The following is a 19,621-nucleotide window of genomic DNA, read 5'->3' as shown; positions in this document are numbered from 1 at the left end:
GTACAAGCCGTTGTGGCCGATGGTGTCCTGGTCCTGGCCGCGGAACTTGTAGTTCGTGGTCAGCGAGATGTTGGCGGTCAGGGGGGACGTCGCCGGAGCGGCGGCCGCTGCATCACCGACAGTGCCTGGTGCGGATTGCGCGAAGGAAAGGCAAGACACGGTGGCAAAGACACCGGTCAGACCGGCTTTGATAACGATACTTTTCATTGAGCTGTGCAGTTGTTTGACGACAGCAGCAGGCTAAGCAGGACTCCGTAAAAGCCGCGTAAAAAATGCGGGCGCTTTTATAAAAAGCTTGTCGATGGCCCTGTATGCGCGGGAGCCTGGAACGCCAGCACGACGCTGATCGCACGGCGTGTATCGCATGGCGTGTATCGCATTCCCTGCATCAGCTCGGTGCCGGCTGCACGTATCGATTGCCTAATCCTTGTCGACGAAGATGTTTTGTATAGCTATTGCTTATACAAAACCAACTCATTGAATAGCATGCCTGCTCTTTCTCAATCAGGCACTCCTCCTCATGGACTCCATCTCTCCCGGGCAATTCAGCCTCGTCTACAACGCGTTTTCCTTCGCCATCGCGGTGATGGGAGCGGCGACTGTGTTCTTCTTCCTGTCGCGATCCCAGGTAGCTTCGTCGTACCGAACGGCACTCACCGTGACCGGGCTTGTAACGCTCGTCGCGCTCTACCACTACCTGCGGATCTTCAACAGCTGGGAAGCCGCCTACTCGCTGGCCGATGGCGTGATGAAGCCGACCGGCGCCAAGTTCAACGATGCTTATCGCTACGTCGACTGGCTGTTGACCGTGCCGCTGCTGCTGATCGAACTGATCCTGGTGATGCGCCTGTCGGGTGCCGAAACACGTGCTAAGGCCACCAAGCTCGGACTGCTCGCAGCCCTCATGGTGTTGCTCGGCTACCCGGGTGAAATTTCTGCAGACCCGAGCACCCGCTGGCTGTGGTGGGGGCTGGCGATGATCCCATTCGTCATCATCGTGTACGACCTTTTCGTCGGCCTGCGGAACTCGATTGCCTCGCAGCCCCCCGGTGCCCGCGGTTTGGTCAGCGCGGCCCGCTGGTTGACGGTGGTGTCATGGTTGTTCTATCCGATCGTCTTCGTGTTCCCGATGATCGGTTTCACCGGCGGCGCAGCGACCATTGCGGTGCAGGTCGGCTACACCGTGGCAGACGTGGTGGCCAAGGCGGTGTTCGGCGTGTTGATCTTCCTGATCGCCTCGCGCAAGACCGAGATCGAAGCCTCCCTGAGGTAAGCCGTTGAACCCCGAGCTTTCGTGGGCCCGCGTTCGGGGCTATCAGCCGCCGGTGCGACGGGCATCGGCACCGCGGTGGGTGGCTGAAGTGCCTCACGCCGTGGTGGTGGGCGCAGGCTACGGCGGCATCGCCGCTGCCTTGCGTCTGCGGGCCAAAGGCTACCGCGTCACGCTCATCGACCGGGGCGAGCAACTCGGCGGTCGGGCTCGGGTGTTCGAGCGCGACGGTTTCCGACACGACGCCGGTCCGACCGTGATCACCGCACCGTTTCTCTTCGAAGAGCTGTTCGAGTTGTTCGGCGAGCGACTGGCCGATCACGTCGAGCTGGTGCCGCTAACGCCCTGGTACCGCTTCCGATTTGCGGATGGCGATCACTTCGACTACGGCGGTACGCTGGATGAAACGCTGGCCGAGATTGGGCGTATTTCGCCTGAAGACCGCGAAGGCTACTTGCGACTGCTGGAACACTCCAGGCGCATCTTCGATATCGGCTTCACCCAACTTTCTGCGAAGCCTTTCGACAAACTAGGGACCATGCTCCGACTGATCCCCAGCCTGATCCGGCTGCGCTGCGATCGCACCGTCTGGGGCTTGGTCAAAGCGTTTCTCAAGAACGATAAGTTGCGCCAGGCCTTTTCGATCCAGCCCCTGCTGGTCGGCGGCAATCCGTTCGACACCACCAGCATTTATGGGCTGATTCATTACCTCGAACGCGCCCACGGCGTGTTCTTCGCTATGGGCGGAACGGGCGCCATCACGCGCGCGCTGGGCGGGCTGATGGAACGCCACGGCGTTGCCGTGCGTCTGGGCAGCACCGTGCAACGCATCCGGGTCGAAGGCGGCGCAGCGACCGCGGTCGAGCTGGCGGGCGGCGGTGTCATTCCGGCGGATCTCGTGGTTTCCAACGCCGATGCGGCGCACCTGTACACATCGATGATCCCCAAGTCGAAGCAGGCATGGTCGTCGCGGCTGAAGCTGACGGCGGCGAGCTACTCGATGGGACTGTTCGTGCTCTATTTCGGCACGCGCCGGCCGTATCCGGACGTAGCCCACCACACCATTTGGCTCGGTGAGCGCTACCGCGAACTGCTCGACGAGATATTCAACAAAAAGACGCTCGGCGACGACTTCTCGCTCTATCTGCACCGGCCCACCGCCACCGACCCGAGTTTCGCGCCGGACGGCTGCGAGAGCTTCTATGTGCTGTGCCCGGTGCCCAACCTTCAGGCCGACCTGGACTGGAGCCTGGAAGGCCCCAAGCTGCGCGACCGGATCGTCGCAGCGCTGGACCGAACCATCCTGCCGGGCCTGGCAGCCACCATCACCGCCGAGTTCAGCATGACGCCACGCGACTTCAGCCACGACTACCTGAGCGTGCACGGGGCCGGCTTCTCGGTCGCGCCGCTGTTCCGGCAATCGGCCTGGTTCCGTTTCCACAACCGGGCCGAGGGCATCCGCAACCTTTACCTGGTCGGGGCCGGCACGCATCCGGGTGCCGGTCTGCCAGGTGTGCTTTGCTCGGCGAAGGTCGTCGATTCAATGGTCCCGGCTGCCGAGATGGTGGTGCGGCAAGAGCCTCACGGCGCATGAAAAGACACGATGTCATGAACTCCCCCGACGCCGCCTACGCCGCTGCCGACCAGTTGCTGGCACGGCATGGACGCAGCTTTCACTGGGCCCGTCGCCTGCTCGGCACCCGACATGCCGAGCGCGCCACGCGGCTCTACGGCTTTTGCCGCCGCATCGACGATCTGGCCGACGACGCTGCTTCGCCGGCCGCAGCCCATGCCGCACTGGACACCGTCCGCCGTGCACTGGACACCGGCCGGTCCGACGACGCCGAAGTGCGCGACATGCTGCAGCTGATGGATTCCTGTCACATCGATGCGTCGATCCCGCTCGAGTTGATCCGTGGTGTCAGGAGCGACCTCGGTGAGGTGCGCTTCGCCGACATGGACGAACTGCTGCGCTATTGCTACCGCGTTGCCGGCACCGTCGGCCTGATGATGACGGCGGCACTGGATGTGACCGCGCCCGAGGCGTTGCCGCATGCCATCGACCTCGGCATCGCCATGCAACTCACGAACATCTGCCGCGATGTTCGCGACGATGCGCTGCTCGGGAGGCGCTACCTGCCAGCGACGCTGGTGGGCGAGCTCACGCCGGCCGCCTTGGTCGATCCCAGCGTCGCAGTGCGCGCGACAGCCACCCACGCACTTTGCACGCTGCTGGATCTGGCCGACCGCTTCTACGCCAGTGGAGAGTTGGGGTTGCGCTTTCTGCCCGCCGGCGCGCGCACCGGGATCCTGGTGGCAGCACGGGTCTATCGCGGCATCGGCCTCGTCCTGCGGGAGCGGGAATACGATTGCTGGTCGTCACGGGCGATGGTCGGCAACGGCGGCAAGGTGGCGATCACGCTAGGTGCTCTGGCCGGGACGCTCGGCGCACGCTGGGGCGGCGGGCAGACGCCAACGCCGACGTCGAGCGCGCGGCCGTACGGCGCCCTGCCGCCCCACCCCGGCTCGGCCTGGCTCGCGAGGGCGGGTGTTGCAGACTGATCTCGACCTGCTGATCCTCGGTGGCGGCTGCGCGGGCCTGAGCCTGGCGCTGCGGCTGGCAGAAGCCCCCGGTCGCTGCCGGCGCGTGGCAGTGATCGAGGCGCGGCCGGACTATGCCAACGACCGCAGCTGGTGCTTCTGGCGGCTCGGGCCGCATCGCTTCGAACCCCTGGTGACGCAGAGCTGGTCGCGCATCGCCGTGCGCTCGGCCTCACGCACGGTGGTCGCCGACTGCCCGCAGACGCCCTATCAACTGCTGGAAGCCGGCGCCTTCTACACGCACGCACGCCACGTGCTCGCGAACAGCGATACGGTGCGTCTGTCGCTGGGGGTGTCGGTGATCGGTTCACCCGTGGCGGTGGCGCACGGGTGGCGCGTCGAGACTTCGGCCGGTGCGCTCACGGCCGCACAGGTGATCGACACGCGCCCGCCAAGCGTGCCCCGGCACGGCGATTCGACACTCTGGCAGTCGTTTTTTGGGCAGGAGCTGGTGTGCGAGCGGCCGGTGTTCGACGCTGCTTGCGTGGAACTGATGGACTTTACGGACGCGGTGCCGGGAGCGGTCGCGTTCACCTATGTGTTGCCGTTGGCACCGGACCGGGCACTGGTCGAAACCACGCTGTTCGACCCCCACCCGCGCGGCCCGTCCGACCTGGCCCAGCACCACCGGCGCGCCGTGCGACGGCTTTGCGGCGATGCGCCGACCCGGGTGGTGCGCAGCGAAGCCGGCATGCTGCCGATGGGGATGGCACACGACCCGGGGGCGCTGGGCCGGGGCCACTTGCGCGCTGGTCTGATGAGCGGCGCGGCCCGGCCGGCCACGGGCTACGCTTTTCAGCGCATCCAGCGCTGGGCCGATGCCTGCGGCGAGTCGCTCCGCCACGGCGACACGCCGCGCGGACACCAGCCCGATCCGTTGCTCACCCGAATCATGGACCGGCTTTTCCTGGACGTACTGCGAAGCCAGCCCGAGCGGGGAGCCGAGCTGTTCGTGCGCCTGTTCGGTGGCACCGACATGCGTCGCATCGTCCGCTTCCTGGGCGATCGCGGGACCTTGCTCGACCGTGCCGCCATCGTCGCTTCGTTGCCCGCGGGGCTGTTCCTGCGCCAGCTGCTCCGGCCGACGCGGCGCGACTTGGCCGAGGCCTGACGCGATGACCTTCGGCTTGCGGCTGCAAGGTCGCATTTTTTGCGCGGTCTCGCTGGTGCTTTTGCTGGCGTTGCTGGCCGGCTTCAAAGCGGAACCGGGGCGCGAGCTGATCGCCGTCGGCGCACTGGTGTTGTTGCTCGGCGTGCCGCACGGCTCCCTGGACGTGGTGGTCGCGCGTCGCTTGCTGGGCCTGACAGGCATCAGGGCATGGACGGTGTTCTCGCTACGCTACGTTGGCCTGGCCGCACTGGTCGTCGGTCTCTGGTGGGTGGCGCCGACGGTTTTTTTGTCTGCCTTTCTCGGCTTCTCCGCACTGCACTTCGGCGCCGATCCTGAGGCGGGAGTGGCATGGCCGACGCGCGCCTTGTATGGCGGCGCGGTGATCGTCCTGCCGGCCTTGTGCCACGGCGCGGAGTTGCAGCGGCTGCTGGGCCTGGTGGCCGGCCCGGCCAGCGCGGCCTTCGTCATGCCGGCGTTGCGCCTGCTCGCGGCGCCCTGGTTGTGCGCGACCGTGCTCGCCTGCTTGCTGGAGGCCAGGAGATCGCCGCTTGCCGCGACCGAACTGGCGGCGTTGGCCGCAGTGTCGACGGCGGCGCCCCCGCTGGTCGCGTTCGCGGTTTATTTCTGCGCCATGCACAGCCCGCGCCATATCCTGCGCACCCTGCCCAGCCGGCAGGCGGCCGATGCCCGCCGTGCGCTGGCGATGGCGCTTTGGCCGACTGTCGCAGTGTTTATCGCCGCCGTGGGAGCCGGGCTGCTGGCCAGTGAGATGCCACTGGAAACATGGGTGCTGCAACTCGGCTTCGTCGGTCTGGCGGCGTTGACGCTGCCGCACATGGCGCTGCTGGAAAGGGTACGCCGAGCATCGCGGCCAGCGCCGCCCGGACAATAGAACGCAGCGCGCCCTTACTCTCACTCACCCCGTTGCCAACGTCCTCGCTGTCTCGCCCTAACCATTCCAGCCTTCATGAAAGACATTTCAACCAGCGCCAATGCGCCCCTCGACGGTGTCTACCGGATCGCCACCGTCTCGAATCTCACCGGCATTCCGGTCCAGACGATCCGTGTGTGGGAGTCACGCCATGCGGTCGTGCAGCCGACGCGCAGCGCCACCAACGTGCGCCTCTATCGGCGCGCCGACATCGAGCGCCTGTCGCTGATCAAGGCCGCGGTCGACGCGGGCCATGCGATCGGCACCGTGGCGTCGCTGACCGACCGGCAGATCAAGGCCCGTTTCAAATTTAATCCAGTGGGAGCGGCGCAGACAACGGAACGTGGCTGTCGGGTCGTCGTGTGCGGCACAACGCTGGGCGCCCGGCTCGCCACGGCGTGGGGCGATCGCACCGACGTGCGACTGCAGGGCGTCCTGCCTTCGCTGACCGACGCCGGCGGCACATCGACCGGCATGATCGACGGCCCGGTAGATGCCGTGATCATCGAGGCATCCGTACTTGCCCCTTCACTGCCTGCAGCCGTACGGCAGTTGCAGGAAACGACTCGTGCGCGCGTCGTCATCGTGGTCTACGGCTTCGGCAATCGGCGGAGCCTGGCGCGACTCGACGACGCCAACGTCATCGCGCTGGCAGCACCGGCCGACCCGGCGCAGCTCGCGCGCATCTGTTTGCTCGGACTGTCGATCGCGCCCTCCGCGCCCGACACTTTCTCGGAACTGCTGGTGCATCCGGCGGCGCCACGACGCTACGACGATGCGGTGCTCGACCAGCTGGCACAGGTGCCGTCCAGAGTGCAATGCGAGTGCCCGAACCACGTCGCCGACCTGTTGATGCGACTCAATGCCTTCGAACGCTACAGCCTGGACTGCGAGAGCAGCAACGGCGCCGATGAATCGGCCCACGCGATGCTGTATCGCGCCAGCGGACACTGCCGTGCAATTCTGGAAGAAGCGCTGACGCGGCTCATGGCGAATGAGGGCACACCAGCGCGTGAAGCGTAGAGACTCCGTGAGTGCCATGCCAGCACTTAACTCATGGCGATGCCAAAAAATAAGCCCGCAGGCGGTGGCCTGCGGGCTGTATTTAATAGAACCCGTACGGATTCTATTGAGTCTTGGACACTCAGGCCGAAGGCAGCAACACCGAGTCGATGACGTGGATCACGCCATTGGTGCACTCGATGTCAGTCTTCACGACGTTGACTTCGCCGTTCAGCTTCACGCCGCCGGTCGTGCTGATTTTCAGTGCCGCGCCGTTGACCGTGGTCGCCGACTTGCCGTCCATCGTCATGACGTCGGCAGCCAAGACCTTGCCTGCCACCACGTGGTACGTCAGGATGGCTTTGAGCTTCGGGATGTCCTTGAGCAGGCTGTCGACCGTACCGGCGGGCAGCTTGGCAAAGGCTTCGTCCGTCGGGGCGAACACCGTGAACGGGCCCGGGCCCTTGAGAGTGGCCACCAGGTCAGCGGCAGTGAGAGCGGCTGCGAGAGTCTTGAAGCTGCCTGCGGCAACGGCCGTGTCGATGATGTCATGCATAAGAAATTTCCAATCGTTTGTCAGCGAAGCCGGGTCGTTGCGACACCGGTGCACAGAAAGTGCGTTTAAAGGACTTGGCCACAACCGTTGGAGTCGATGCCGGTCCCACATTCGCTGGCTCGAATCTAATTCGACTGCGCGTGCACGCAGTCATGCAAGGCCATTGCATTGTGTGTTGGAGTTTCACCGGCTCGCATGCCGTCTGGATCGACTCTTTTGAAGGAGCGGGTTTACTTGGGATCAGGAGTGCGTTTTCCACCCGTGGAGTCGGCCGGCATTGAGCCGGTAGCCATCGGATTCTTGCCCATCTTGTTCGGCGACATGTTGTTCTTGTCCATCGTGCCGTTGGACATCTTGTCGTTGCTCATCGGGTCCTTGCCCATGCTGCCTTTCCTCATGGATTGACTGTTGGACGTGCTACCCCCCGAGGTACCCCCATCGCTAGAGCCGCTGCTCGTTGCCGAACCGCCGTTCAAACCGCCACCGCCACCGCCACCTCCACCAGCCCCGCCACCTGCACCCTGAGCCGATGCCGAAACCGAGCCGAGAGCCAAACATGCGGAGATGAGAATCGTTGACAACTTTGACATAGCAAACCTTTGAAGTGAGTTGGAGGGCCACTACATGCCGCAACTCGACGCGCACGTGTGCTCCAGGGCGCTCAGACACTGTGAGGGATGCCCTACCAAGCCTGATTGAATGCCACGGGCACGCCGTTGGCCCCGCGCGTTAGTTTTCCAACCGCACGACAACGCAAGCTTTTGTCTTACCACCAACGGCTTTGATTTCTGGGAACTTGTGTGCACATGAAATCATCGCGCACAGTGGGGAACGCTTCAGCAGACGGAGACACACATCTCGAAAATCTTGTTCATCAGATCGCGGCGGGAGACTCGCAAGCCTTTCGCGACCTCTACGACCTTTCGCGCATTTCTCTCTACTATTGCGCGCTCAAAGTTGTTCGCAGAAAAGAGATTGCAGAGGACGTTCTTCAGGAGGCATATGTGACGATTTGGAGGCTGGCTCCGGACTTCGTGGCCGAGCGCGGCGTCGCGATGGCATGGATGACGGTGATCACGCGCAGCCGAGCAATCGAGAGCCTGCGTCGGCTGGTGACCAGCAGAGAAAGTCTGACGTTTTCCTTTGAAGAGCCTGATGAAGAAACTTTGCCGTCTGATCAGCCAGATCCTGGAAGCGCGCTGGACGCCAAAAGACAGTGCGAATCATTGTGCCGTCATGTGGGTCAACTCAAGGCCACGCAGCGCAACGTGCTCAGACTTGCTTTTCTGAGCGACATGACGCACAGCGAGGTCGCATCGTGCACGGGTATGCCGATCGGCACAGTCAAGACGTGTGCGCGCCGCGGCTTGAGCAACTTGCGCAATGCCATGATCGTTCAGGCAAGCCCGGCACCCTGACCGATCGGCTACAAAGAAGGGCGCAAGTCAACGACGTGATCCTATGTGGGCAATCGCACAGTAAAAAAATGTGTTCGTCGATAAGGTTGAAGTTCTCTTTTCCACGAGGACGCTCTTATGACCCTATCTCGGACCGTAGCTCAAGCCCTAGTGCATGCCCATCTGGGTGGCCGCCCCCTGGATAAACATTTGCTTGCAGCCGCCGTATACGTGGCAGAAGACCGTCTACGCGCCGGAATGCTTCCCGTGATCTCAGACTTGCTTCGCCAGGACCTCGACAACCAAATGGAGACGTCTGCGTCTCCCCCACAAACGCGTATTGCATACGATGCAAATAAGACTGCAATGGGGGCGGAATGGACAATCGGGATGAATCCAGATTCCGATCAAGTCGACAGCGCAGGCAGAAGCACCGCGATCTATGTCATCGACGACCACCCGATCATGCGCGACGCTATTGCTTCCGTACTTCGACGACTTCGCGCAGATGCCCGTATTTCTGAATTTGGAAGTCTTGCCGAAGTACCCCCCAGCATAAGTTCGCTGGCGCCTCCCTTGGCAATCATTCTGGATCTCAATCTGCCGGATGCGTCTGGCTATTCTGGTGTGCTTCACATCAGACGGCTTTACCCCTACACGCCGTTGGCGGTCTACTCGGCGTCCCCTGCTTCAGAGATGGAAAACAAATGTATCGCGGCCGGTGCAGACCTATACATCAGCAAAGCCACAGGCTCGCAGAAACTCACGGCAGCGTTGACGACATTGCTTTCAAAGAGCTCCGACGTTGCGCTTTATGCAGAAGGCGATCGACCACTCCGTGTACGTTCGGGTACCACCGCGAACGCAAGCTTATGACAATGGACACCGCAACAACTCTTGCTTCAAGATGGGCCACCGCCGCGAGTGGAGAGCACGCTTTGCTTGGTGGACGAAGAGACATCGTCGTGATCGGTGCCGCGATGGGTGGACTGAGCGCACTTTCCAAGTTGCTTATTGGAATACCACCATCGTTTGACGCAGCGGTGTTAATCGCTTTGGACATCGGTTCTCAGCCAACAGCGGTCGTGCTGCAAATTCTGCGTACTTACTCACGGCTGAAGGTCAGTTTTGCAAGTAACAACGCGTTGATTCGGCGCGGTCAAGTCCTCATAGCGCCACCGAATTACGACATGCGAGTTGGGCAAGCAGGAATTGTTGACCTTGAGCGTTCAGGCGCCTTCTCCAGCGGCGGCCCCTCAGTGAATGTTCTTTTTGAGTCGGCGGCTGCCGCATACGGTTACCGAGTGGTTGGCGTCGTGCTCAGCGGGGCTTCTCACGACGGAACGGCGGGACTCTCGGTCATAGAGGCCGCCGGGGGAGTTGGCGTGGTCGAAAACCCGGAAGAAGCGGTCGACCCCAGCATGCCTTCAAATGCGATTCGCGGTGACCACCCCGATTACTCTAGTTCGCTTGATGACATGGCGCCGCTCCTAATCAGCTTGGCAGCCGGTGAGAAGCCATCTAAAGGATTGTTCTTGAAGGGCGAGCGCTCGCAGAACTAGGAATCTTTAGGGAGGCGCTTATATGGGCGCCTCCCTAGAGCGACATCGAGGGCCGCTCGGCCATTGCGGCACGCCAGCGCAACAGGTGGGAATGCTGCTCGGTCGGCTTGACTTTCACCACGCGCGCAAAGTCGGAACTGCTGCACTCTGGCCAAGCCGCGCTGTGCGAGTTCGGGAATCTGTGCATGGTCTACGGGCCCCGGCAAGGCGCGGTTGACCAGCGACGGGGCGCTGTTGCGTAGCGCATCGGCAATGGCCATCAACCCGTCGAATTCAATGCGCGAGTTCCAGCTGGCGACCTCAGCGCGTTCGGCCGCCGTCACGCCCAAAAACGATGGCTCCGGATACCGCGCATCGATATACGCCGCTATCGCAGCGTTGTCGGTCAGGAGCAATCCTTCCTCGCTTCGCAGCGCCGGCACGGTGCACAGAGGATTGATCAGGCGGTAGGCCTCGCCCAGTTGTTCGTTGGTGCGCAGGTCGACCTGCACCGTCTCGTGGGCGAGCCCTTTTTCTGCCAGCAGGATGCGGGCATCTGCCGCTGTTTCTTTCAATCGGCGTCGTACCCATCACATGTTCGCATCGAGGTTGGCCATGATGATCATCGAGCCGAACACCACCAGCGCCACCACGAACACACCGAAGGCCAGCGCAAGAATGTTGTTGGTGCCCTCGGGTCCGCTGGACACGTGCAGGAAGAACACCAGATGGATCCCCATCTGACCGATCGCCAGCGCAGCGAGCAAAACAGGGATGCCTTGCGACCACACGGCGTCGCTGCCGGACACCCAGAACGAGGCCAGTGTCAACACCACCGAAAGCCCCAGGCCAGCCGCGTATTTCCAGAGGCTGGTGCGCAGATCGCTGCCGTCGCCAGGCGCGCCGTCCGAGGCGGGCTTCTTGTCAATCGCTTCGTTCATTTGAATGCTCCCAAATAGACGATGGTGAACACGCCGATCCAGACAATGTCGAGCGCGTGCCAGAACAGGCTGAAGCACAGCATGCGCCGCACGACCTCCGGCGCAAAACCGAGCATGGCGATTTGCGCCAACATCACGATCAGCCAGAAAATCCCGACGCTCACATGCAGGCCATGAAGGCCAACCAGCGCGAAGAAGGCGGAGAGAAACGCGCTGTGGCTGGGGCCTGCGCCGCTCGCGAGCATGACCGTGAACTCGGACGCTTCCAGCGCCACGAAAGTCGCGCCCAGCGCCAAGGTCACCAGTCCGGAGGCGAAGGTGGCGAACTTGTTTTGCCGGTCCACCGAAAGGGAAAGCAGCGCGCAAGAGAAGCTAGAAAACAGCAAGCAAGCTGTTTCGATCAGCACCTTGTCGCGGTGGAAGAGCTCATGGCCCGAAGGACCTCCGGCCGTATGGCCATGCAACACCGAATAGCTCGCGAAGAAGGCCGCGAACATCACGATGTCGCTCAACAAAAAGAGCCAGAAGCCGTAGGTCACCACCACCCGCGTCGACGCAGGACCGCGCTCGGACGCGGGCACCTCTTCGTCGGAGAGGTCGCGTGTGCCGGCGTGAGCGGTCATCGTGCTCATGCGGCGCTCGCCTCCAGCGCTCGCGCCGGCACATGGATCTCAGGTGTCGGCCGCCATGAATGCCAGAGCAGTGCCGCCACGATACCGATCGAGCCAACTACCGCGAGCCACCAGATGTGCCACACCATGCTGAACCCGAGCACGACGGCGAAGAAGGCGAGAAAGAAACCCAGGGCGCTCGGGGCGGGCAGCACGATGTCCGAGGAATTTCGCGGCCGTGGGGCCGGGGGTGCGACCGGTGCCGATGAAGAAGAAGCGTCCTCGGTTTCCGGCTTGCTTCCATGCTTCATGTCCCAGAAGGCATCGCGCCCGCGCACCTGAACGAGCGTGTCGAAATTCCAGGCGGGCGGCGGCGACGGCATCGACCACTCCAGTCCGCGACCGTTCCACGGATCACCTGTCGTGTCGATGCGCTCATAGCGGCTGCGAATACTGACGACGAGTTGCACGATCGTGCACACGATGCCGACGAGAATGACGACGGCGCCCGCCATGGCCACGAGCATCAGGGGTTGCCAGGACGAATCGGCGTAGTGCTGCATGCGGCGTGTCGCCCCCATCAGTCCGAGCAGGTAAAGCGGCATGAAGGCCAGGTAGAAGCCGACCAGCCAGCACCAGAAAATCACCTTGCCCCAGCGCTCGTCCAGCGTGAAGCCGAACGCCTTGGGAAACCAGTACGTGTAGCCGGCGAAGCCGCCGAAGAGCACGCCGCCGATGATCACGTTGTGAAAGTGCGCCACCAGGAAGAGGCTGTTGTGCACCACGAAGTCCACCGGCGGAATGGCCAGCAATACGCCCGTCATGCCGCCGATCACGAAGGTGACCATGAACCCGAGTGCCCACAACATCGGGACGCTGAAGCGGACGTCGCCGCCGTAAAGCGTGAAGAGCCAGTTGAACACCTTCACGCCGGTCGGCACGGCGATGATCATGGTCATGACGCCGAAGAAACCGTTCACGTCCGCGCCGGCGCCCATGGTGAAAAAATGGTGCAACCAGACCATGAAGGACAGGATGCAGATCGCCATCGTGGCGATCGCCATCGAGCGGTAGCCGAACACGGGCTTGCCGGAGAACGTCGAGATCACCTCCGAGAACACGCCGAACGCCGGCAGGATGAGGATGTAGACCTCCGGGTGGCCCCAGGCCCATATGAGGTTGACGTACATCATCGCGTTGCCGCCAAGGTCGTTCGTGAAGAAGTGAAAGCCCAGGTAGCGGTCCAGCAGCAGCATCGCGAAGGTGGCCGTGAGGATCGGAAAGGCCGCGATGATGAGCAGGTTCGAGGCCAACGCGGTCCAGCAGAAGATCGGCATGCGCGAATAGCTCATGCCGTAGGTCCGCATCTTCAAGATGGTGGTGGTGAGGTTGATGCCGGAGAGCAGCGTACCGACCCCCGATATCTGCAGCGCCCAGAGGTAGTAGTCAACGCCGACATCCGGCGAATAGGCCAGCTCCGAAAGTGGTGGATAGGCAAGCCAGCCGGTGCGGGCGAACTCGCCCACGACCAGCGACAGGTTGATGAGCAGTACCCCTGCCGCCGTCAGCCAGAAGCTGACCGAGTTCATCACGGGAAACGCCACATCGCGCGCCCCGATCTGCAACGGCACCACGAAATTCATCAGGCCGACCATGAAGGTCATGGCAACGAAGAAGATCATGATCGTTCCGTGGGCGGAGAAGATCTGGTTGTAGTGCTCGGGTGGCAGATAGCCCTGCGCGCCGCCGGCCGCGAGTGCCAGCTGCGAGCGCATCATGAGCGCGTCCACGAAGCCGCGCATCAGCATGACCAGGGCAAGCAGGATGTACATCACACCGACGCGCTTGTGGTCGACGCTGGTGATCCAGTCCTTCCACAGAACCGGCCACCATCCCTTCCATGTGACCAGGGCCAGCAGGCCCAGGATCACCAGTCCGACCAGGGCAGCTGCCATCAGTGGAATGGGTTGGCCCAGGGGCAAGGAAGACCAACTCAGTTTGCCGAGCATGCGGTTCTCTCAGTGAAGGTGCGTGGACGTCTTCGGCTGGCCGTCGCCGCGCACGATGGCGTCAAACAGGTTGGGCTCGTTCAGGCGGTAAGCCGTTGCAGCGCTCGTGCCGGGTTTTGCCAGCGCGAGGTAGGCGTCGGCATCGAGCACCTCCGGACCGGACTTCGCCTTGGCGAGCCACGCCGCGAAATCCTGCGGTGGCACCGCATCGACCATGAAGCGCATGTCGGAAAACCCTTCACCGCTGAACTGGGCCGATAAGCCGGGGAACGTGCCCGCCTGATCTGCCTGCAAATGAAGCTGCCTGGCCATGCCCGCCATGGTGTAAATCTGGCTGCCCAACTGCGGCACGAAGAAGCTGTTCATGACGCTGGCCGACGTAAGGTGTAGGCGCAGCGGCCGACCTGTGGGCACGACCAGGTGGTTAACGGTCGCGACCCCGCCCTCCGGGCAGAGGAAAAGCCATTTCCAGTCCAGCGACACCACCTGGATGTCCAGCGGGGCCTGTTCCGATGCCAGTGGCTTGCGCGGATCGAGATCGTGCGAGCCGAGCCAGGCAATACCGCCCAGAAACAGAATGACCAGCAAGGGGATGGACCACACAACCACCTCGAGCGGGCCCGAATACGACCAGTTGGGACGACGCGTGGCGCGGGGATTGCCCTTACGGAACCACCAAGCGAATCCGAGCGTCAGCAGGGCGACCGGCACGATCACCGCCAGCATGATCACCGTGGCATTGAGCAGGATCAAGTGTTCCGCCGACGCGACCGGGCCTTTCGGGTCCAGCACGCCCGCCGAGAGCCAACCCGGCCCCGGCCAGCTAAATGACATGCTCTACCGCCATCCACACCGCCATGGTCACCATCATCAGGTTTTCCGTCAGCGACACGAAGCCAAGCGGAACATTGCTGCTGCCTCCCACGCATGCGCACTTGAGTTCGCGGCGGTCGACGTACACCGCCTTGATGACGGACACGGCGCCAATGCTGCCGATGAAAAGTGCCACGGGAATCGCGACGACCGACAACCGGCCGGAGATCATCAACAGCCCGGCAAGGAACTCGGCAAATGGATAGATGTAGGCGTACGGCACCCATCGTCGCGCCAGCAGGTCATAGTTGAGAAACATCGTCGAGAAGCTCTCGACGTCCTGAAGCTTCAAAAGCGCGAGGATGCACATGCTGAACGCCACGAACCATCGGATGGCCTGCCAGGCAGGAGTCGCTTCCCGCAATGCGACCAGCGCGGCGATTGCCATCAACAACGCGCAGAGGAAGACTGCGATGACGGGGCGATAGGAAGCGACGTTCGGGTCACTTAAGCGTTTGCCGAAGAAACGTCTCAGGTCGTCGTACGTGCCGACTCGCTCATCTCCAATGAAGGTCTGGGGCGTCGTATCCACGTGTCGAGACGCTTTGAATGCATCGGTTTCCTCGCGCGTCTTGAGCCATCGATCGTCCACCGCATAGCCTTTGCTGAGCAGAAGATGCCGGGCCTTGAGACCGAAGGGGCAGACGTGCTCCGGCATGACCATGCGATAGAGCGTTGCAGTCCGGGTTGGAGACTTCGACATGGACACCTTGCATCATTTTGGGAGTGCGTAGGCGATCACGTAGTCGCCCGCCTTGGTGTGCGTCGACCCATGGCCTCCCGCAATCACCAAAAGATACTGCCGTCCGTCTGCGCCCGTGTAGGTCATCGGCGTGGCTTGCCCGCCGGCAGGCAGCCGGCTCTCCCAAAGCTGACGGCCACTGCTGACGTCATAGCCACGCACGTAATAGTCCAGCGTGCCCGACAAAAACGCGACGCCGCCACCGGTCACGATGGGGCCTCCCAGGTTGGGCACCCCCATGCGAAACGGCAAAGGCACCGGCGCGAGATCGCGCACCGTTCCGTTGCGATGCTGCCAGACGATTTTTCCGCTCGCGAGATCGGCCCCGGCGACATAGCCCCAAGGCGGTGCCGTGCAGGGAAATCCAAACGGTGATGTGAAAGCACTCAGCGCCACGGCAAACGGCGCGCCGAAGTTCTCGTTGAGCGCCGGCAAGGCGCCGCTCGGCGGCCCATCGGTCTGCACCATCAGGGCCGTGTCATTGGGCCTCGGAACGAGCTTCGACACGAAAGGGAGGTAGGTCGGCGTCGTGAAGGCGATCTGGCGCTGCGGGTCCACTGCGACACTGCCCCAGTTGAAGACACCGAAGTTACCCGGGTAGATCAAGGAGCCCTGTGTCGACGGCGGAGTGAATCGCCCGTCGTAGCGCAGGCGATGGAATGCGATGCGACACGCGAGTTGATCGAACATCGTCGCGCCCCACATGTCGCGTCCGTGCAGTTTGGGCGGATCGAACGAGAGGGCCGTCTTCGGCTGTGTGGGGGCCGTATGGTCGCCTTGCGCGGCGCCCTGCGGCGCGAGTTCTTCGGTCACGGTGTTGATCGGCATGCCAGTGCGGCGGTCGAGCACGAACAGCTCGCCCTGCTTGGTGGGCTGCACCAGCGCCGGCACGGTGGCGCCATTGATCGTGAGGTCGATCAGGCTGGGCTGCGACGGGACGTCGTAGTCCCACAGGTCGTGGTGAACGGTCTGGAAAACCCAACGCACCTTGCCGGTCGCGAGATCGAGTGCCACCACCGACGACGAATACTTCTCCACGGCTGCGCTCCGCTTGCCTCCCCACTGGTCCGGCGGCTGGTTGCCCATGGGAACATAGACCATGCCGAGTGCCTCGTCGACACTCGAGATAGACCAGCTGTTGGGCGAATTGACCGTGTAGCTCTCACCGGGCGCGATCGGCGTGGTGGCCTCCGGATTGCCCGAGTCCCAGTTCCAGACCAGCGCTCCAGTGTCGACGTCGAAGGCCCGGATCACGCCGGACTGCTCGTGGGTCGAAACGTTGTCGAGTACCGTGCCGCCGACGATGACCAGCTTCTGCGTGACCACCACCGGTGAGGTGGAGTAGTACGACCCGGGCCGAGGATTGGGCATGTGGGCCGACAGGTCGATCTGGCCTTTGCCTCCGCCGAAGGCGCTGCACAAGGCACCGTTGTCGGGGTTCAAGGCTATCAGGCGGGCATCGGCAGTGGGCATGAAGAGCTTGCCGTGCGCACAGCCATCGGACACGATGCCGGTGTCGGCTGCTGCGTGTGGAGGCTGGTAGGAAAGACCGCGACAGGTGAGGTGCTGCAATGCCAGCGCGCCTTCGATCTTCGGGTCGTAGCGCCACACCTGCGCGCCACTGGTCGCGTCCAGCGCGATCACCGACTGATGCGGATTGCAGAGGTAAAGCCTGTCACCCACTTTCAGCGGCGTGACTTCGTAGGTCGTCTCGACCGGATCCCCGGGCTGACCGCGCATGTCACCGGTCTGGAATTGCCACGCCACCTTGAGGTTCGCGACGTTGGACGGCGTGATCTGTGCCAGCGGCGAATAGCGCTGGCCGTAGCCGGTGCGGCCGTATGCAGGCCATTCGCCGTCGGGCAAGGCACTGGTTGCGGTGTTCGACGCTGAAGCCTGTGCCTTCGCGGCGGGAAACATACCCTCGATCTGATGAACGTCCCGGGTCAATGAGAAAGTCAACGGCAACGCACACGCGACAAGTGCCACGCTGAGAGCCAGGCCGCCTCCGCGACGCCATGAGGCGCGTTCCTCATGGCCAAGGCCGTAGATACCGGTCGGCTCGCGCGGGCCCAACGACCGGACGATCCAGGGGCCCACGAGAAAGGCGCCCAGCAGAAACAGAAAGCCCAGGCGCGCGGCGAGTGGCCACCAGTCAAGTCCTACCTCCCACAGCGCCCATGCAAGCGTCCCCATGAGCAGGGCTGCAAAAATCCAGAGTGCCATGACGGAGCCCCGGATCAAGGACACGCCCGCAAACAACATGAGGATGGCCGCGATCAGGTAATACCAGCTGCCCCCTAGCGCGATGAGCCATGCGCCGGCGGCGCCGAGCGCCAGTCCCAAAGCGGCGATCACGAAGCCCGAGACCGCGGAAACCGGAGCAAAGGAATTGTTTTTCATAGAGTTCCTAACCCGCAACGACAAGGATTGAGATTCATGGTCACTGGTCGATTCGCGAACGGCGCTTTTCGATGTCCTGAATCAATTGCTTCATTTCCGCAATTTCCCGAACCTGGGTGTCGGCTATGCCATCGGCCAGTTTGCGAACTCGGGGATCGGTGATGTGCGCACGCTTGCTGGTCATGATGGCTATCGAATGGTGCGGGATCATCGCTCTCATGTACGAAACGTCGTCGACCGTGGCTTGACTGCGAACCAACCAGAGCGACGCGGCGAAAATCAAACCGCTCACGACTGCAATGCCGACGTTGGCGCCACGGTTTTGCAGCATATGAAGCATGAAAGCCAACATGACTACGGCCATCGTTGCGCCCATGAGCAACGCCATGTATGCGCGTGTTTCGCTAAAGAAAACGTGATCCAGTTCGAACGTATTCAGGTACATCAGCCCGAACATGACGATCGTCGATACGACGACCATTGCAGCGAAACGTTTATAGGGTGTCATCTTTTATTCCCCGGTAGAAGATTCAGAAAGAAAGCTTTTTTGGCAATGACGAGTTCGCGGGGCTGACCGCACGTCGACCCGAGGCCACCAGCGAAGAGGCAACAGCCCGTCGCCGATCAAGGTGGTCTCGCTATCACACGGTTGACATGGCCGTCCGGGTCTGCAAAGCAGGTCATGGACGGGGCGCCGAACCACGTCAGGCAATCTGCCGCACGCGAGGGCGCGCGTTTGTCCCGCCGCTGGCCGAAGGCGGCAGGCTTCGCATAGGCAAGCAGTTCGAGGTGGACACTTGGCGGGCCGCTGGCAACGAGCGCCACCACTTCGACCTCTACATCTTCCAACTCGTCGAGGCCATCCAGCCGCCCCTGCTCGACGCCTCGGTTGACCTGCCGCGTTTGCACCGAGAAACCAAGTCCGCAATAGAAGCCGATACTTTGTTCGACCCGCGAAACGCTGATCGCTGCGTGGTCGATCCCGAGCGTTTCGTCGCTGCCGGCGCGGTGGCGCCATCGATCGGGACACTGGCCGGTAGCGAACTCGATGAGTTCGAGCGGATGACCATCCGGGTCGCGAAATTTGAATGCCGTCACGCCGCCCGAAGCTCGAGGGAGCCGCTGCGGGCCGCCTCTCGTAATGGGGATCGGCGCCAAGACTTGCAACCGTTGCACGGCCATCGACATGTCGCGGGTCACGATCGCTAGATGCTGAAAGCGCACGTCCGGGCCGGGAACTTGCGCAATGACTTCTTCCGCGTTTTCGACGGCGGACAGTGCGATGCGCTCTTGCCCCAGCGTCAGAATCACATCGGCCGCCAGCGCGTGTTCGTCGTGATGTCTTTCACACGTGAATCCCAATCCCCGAACGTAAAAATCGATCGAGCGTTCCAGTGAGCGAACGTGACGCTCCAATGCGAAGAACCCGGTCGTTTTGCCACTCGTCGAGGCACTTCGGTTCACGGCCACTGACATCTCCGTTGGTTCACAGCTCCGCTCTCCGAGACGTAGAGCCGTTTCTCATCGGGCGAAAAGCACAGGCCGTTCGGCCCTTCGAAATCATCCGCCACGACGGTGAGCGACCCGTCGCGCAGATCGAAGCGGTACACCGACGGCGGCAACTCTGGCGACT

At 62.7% G+C, this 19,621-nt stretch carries 20 protein-coding genes and 2 pseudogenes; 9 read left to right on the top strand and 13 right to left on the bottom strand.

What is annotated here, in order from left to right:
• Positions 1-207 (bottom strand): annotated as a pseudogene (locus tag RCH10_RS09945) (hypothetical protein); the annotation flags it as partial.
• 313 nt (positions 208-520) lie between these two features.
• On the opposite strand from RCH10_RS09945, the gene RCH10_RS09940 reads away from it, so the two are divergent.
• From RCH10_RS09940 to RCH10_RS09915, 6 genes are all read left to right on the top strand, one after another.
• Positions 521-1,273: a bacteriorhodopsin-like gene (locus tag RCH10_RS09940; protein ID WP_409052219.1), complete on the top strand. Its 753-nt coding sequence runs from the start codon at positions 521-523 to the stop codon at positions 1,271-1,273.
• A 4-nt stretch (positions 1,274-1,277) separates the two neighbouring features.
• Positions 1,278-2,864: a phytoene desaturase family protein gene (crtI, locus tag RCH10_RS09935; protein ID WP_323496928.1), complete on the top strand. Its 1,587-nt coding sequence runs from the start codon at positions 1,278-1,280 to the stop codon at positions 2,862-2,864.
• A gap of 14 nt (positions 2,865-2,878) precedes the next feature.
• The gene (locus tag RCH10_RS09930; protein ID WP_409052218.1) at positions 2,879-3,832 is read left to right on the top strand and encodes a phytoene/squalene synthase family protein; all 954 of its coding nucleotides are present in this window, start codon (positions 2,879-2,881) and stop codon (positions 3,830-3,832) included.
• Entirely contained in the window at positions 3,822-4,982 is a 1,161-nt protein-coding gene (locus tag RCH10_RS09925) for a lycopene cyclase family protein (RefSeq protein WP_409052217.1), read from the top strand. The genes RCH10_RS09930 and RCH10_RS09925 overlap by 11 nt, the downstream gene beginning before the upstream one ends.
• Positions 4,983-4,986: 4 nt before the next feature.
• On the top strand, positions 4,987-5,874 hold the full coding sequence (locus tag RCH10_RS09920; RefSeq protein WP_409052216.1) for a Brp/Blh family beta-carotene 15,15'-dioxygenase: 888 nt from the start codon (positions 4,987-4,989) through the stop codon (positions 5,872-5,874).
• Between the two features lie 75 nt (positions 5,875-5,949).
• Positions 5,950-6,936 carry a MerR family transcriptional regulator gene (locus tag RCH10_RS09915; protein ID WP_409052215.1) on the top strand — a complete coding sequence of 329 codons (987 nt, stop codon included), beginning with the start codon at positions 5,950-5,952 and terminating at the stop codon, positions 6,934-6,936.
• Between the two features lie 121 nt (positions 6,937-7,057).
• On the opposite strand, the gene RCH10_RS09910 is transcribed toward RCH10_RS09915, so the two are convergent.
• A complete protein-coding gene (locus RCH10_RS09910; protein ID WP_187052351.1) occupies positions 7,058-7,471 on the bottom strand; it encodes a fasciclin domain-containing protein in 414 nt (137 codons plus the stop codon).
• 230 nt (positions 7,472-7,701) lie between these two features.
• Positions 7,702-7,869, bottom strand: a complete 168-nt coding sequence (locus RCH10_RS09905; RefSeq protein ID WP_409052214.1) for a hypothetical protein — start codon at positions 7,867-7,869, stop codon at positions 7,702-7,704.
• 408 nt (positions 7,870-8,277) lie between these two features.
• Here RCH10_RS09905 and RCH10_RS09900 point away from each other — a divergent pair, with 408 nt between their 5' ends.
• From RCH10_RS09900 to RCH10_RS09890, 3 genes are all read left to right on the top strand, one after another.
• The gene (locus tag RCH10_RS09900) at positions 8,278-8,889 is read left to right on the top strand and encodes an RNA polymerase sigma factor (RefSeq protein WP_409052213.1); all 612 of its coding nucleotides are present in this window, start codon (positions 8,278-8,280) and stop codon (positions 8,887-8,889) included.
• Between the two features lie 369 nt (positions 8,890-9,258).
• Positions 9,259-9,744: a response regulator transcription factor gene (locus tag RCH10_RS09895; RefSeq protein WP_409052212.1), complete on the top strand. Its 486-nt coding sequence runs from the start codon at positions 9,259-9,261 to the stop codon at positions 9,742-9,744.
• On the top strand, positions 9,741-10,430 hold the full coding sequence (locus RCH10_RS09890) for a chemotaxis protein CheB (RefSeq protein ID WP_409052211.1): 690 nt from the start codon (positions 9,741-9,743) through the stop codon (positions 10,428-10,430). The genes RCH10_RS09895 and RCH10_RS09890 overlap by 4 nt, the downstream gene beginning before the upstream one ends.
• A gap of 34 nt (positions 10,431-10,464) precedes the next feature.
• Here RCH10_RS09890 and RCH10_RS09885 read toward each other — a convergent pair.
• From RCH10_RS09885 to RCH10_RS09840, 10 genes and pseudogenes are all read right to left on the bottom strand, one after another.
• Positions 10,465-10,984, bottom strand: a pseudogene (locus RCH10_RS09885) (glutathione S-transferase family protein).
• 15 nt (positions 10,985-10,999) lie between these two features.
• Positions 11,000-11,350 (bottom strand): cytochrome o ubiquinol oxidase subunit IV, encoded by a 351-nt coding sequence (gene cyoD / locus RCH10_RS09880; protein ID WP_409052210.1) that lies wholly within the window; start codon positions 11,348-11,350, stop codon positions 11,000-11,002.
• Entirely contained in the window at positions 11,347-11,982 is a 636-nt protein-coding gene (locus RCH10_RS09875; protein WP_409052209.1) for a cytochrome c oxidase subunit 3, read from the bottom strand. Before RCH10_RS09875 ends, cyoD begins: the two co-directional genes overlap by 4 nt.
• Positions 11,979-13,970 carry a cytochrome o ubiquinol oxidase subunit I gene (cyoB, locus tag RCH10_RS09870; protein ID WP_409052208.1) on the bottom strand — a complete coding sequence of 664 codons (1,992 nt, stop codon included), beginning with the start codon at positions 13,968-13,970 and terminating at the stop codon, positions 11,979-11,981. Before cyoB ends, RCH10_RS09875 begins: the two co-directional genes overlap by 4 nt.
• Positions 13,971-13,979: 9 nt before the next feature.
• A complete protein-coding gene (gene cyoA / locus RCH10_RS09865; protein WP_409052207.1) occupies positions 13,980-14,804 on the bottom strand; it encodes a ubiquinol oxidase subunit II in 825 nt (274 codons plus the stop codon).
• Positions 14,794-15,507: a MauE/DoxX family redox-associated membrane protein gene (locus RCH10_RS09860; RefSeq protein WP_409052238.1), complete on the bottom strand. Its 714-nt coding sequence runs from the start codon at positions 15,505-15,507 to the stop codon at positions 14,794-14,796. Before RCH10_RS09860 ends, cyoA begins: the two co-directional genes overlap by 11 nt.
• Positions 15,508-15,558: 51 nt before the next feature.
• Positions 15,559-17,988 carry a glucose/quinate/shikimate family membrane-bound PQQ-dependent dehydrogenase gene (locus RCH10_RS09855; protein ID WP_409052206.1) on the bottom strand — a complete coding sequence of 810 codons (2,430 nt, stop codon included), beginning with the start codon at positions 17,986-17,988 and terminating at the stop codon, positions 15,559-15,561.
• 40 nt (positions 17,989-18,028) lie between these two features.
• The gene (locus RCH10_RS09850; protein WP_409052205.1) at positions 18,029-18,445 is read right to left on the bottom strand and encodes a DUF305 domain-containing protein; all 417 of its coding nucleotides are present in this window, start codon (positions 18,443-18,445) and stop codon (positions 18,029-18,031) included.
• A gap of 167 nt (positions 18,446-18,612) precedes the next feature.
• On the bottom strand, positions 18,613-19,464 hold the full coding sequence (locus RCH10_RS09845) for a VOC family protein (RefSeq protein ID WP_409052204.1): 852 nt from the start codon (positions 19,462-19,464) through the stop codon (positions 18,613-18,615).
• Positions 19,449-19,559, bottom strand: coding sequence for a hypothetical protein (locus RCH10_RS09840; protein WP_409052237.1), 111 nt, complete (start codon positions 19,557-19,559; stop codon positions 19,449-19,451). Before RCH10_RS09840 ends, RCH10_RS09845 begins: the two co-directional genes overlap by 16 nt.
• Between the last annotated feature and the right edge of the window lie 62 nt (positions 19,560-19,621).

It is taken from the genome of Variovorax sp. GrIS 2.14, from assembly GCF_046115955.1.
Taxonomy (GTDB): Bacteria; Pseudomonadota; Gammaproteobacteria; order Burkholderiales; family Burkholderiaceae_C; genus Variovorax.
Note: the sequence above shows the minus strand (reverse complement) of the source record. Positions and strands in the feature narration are given on the sequence as shown.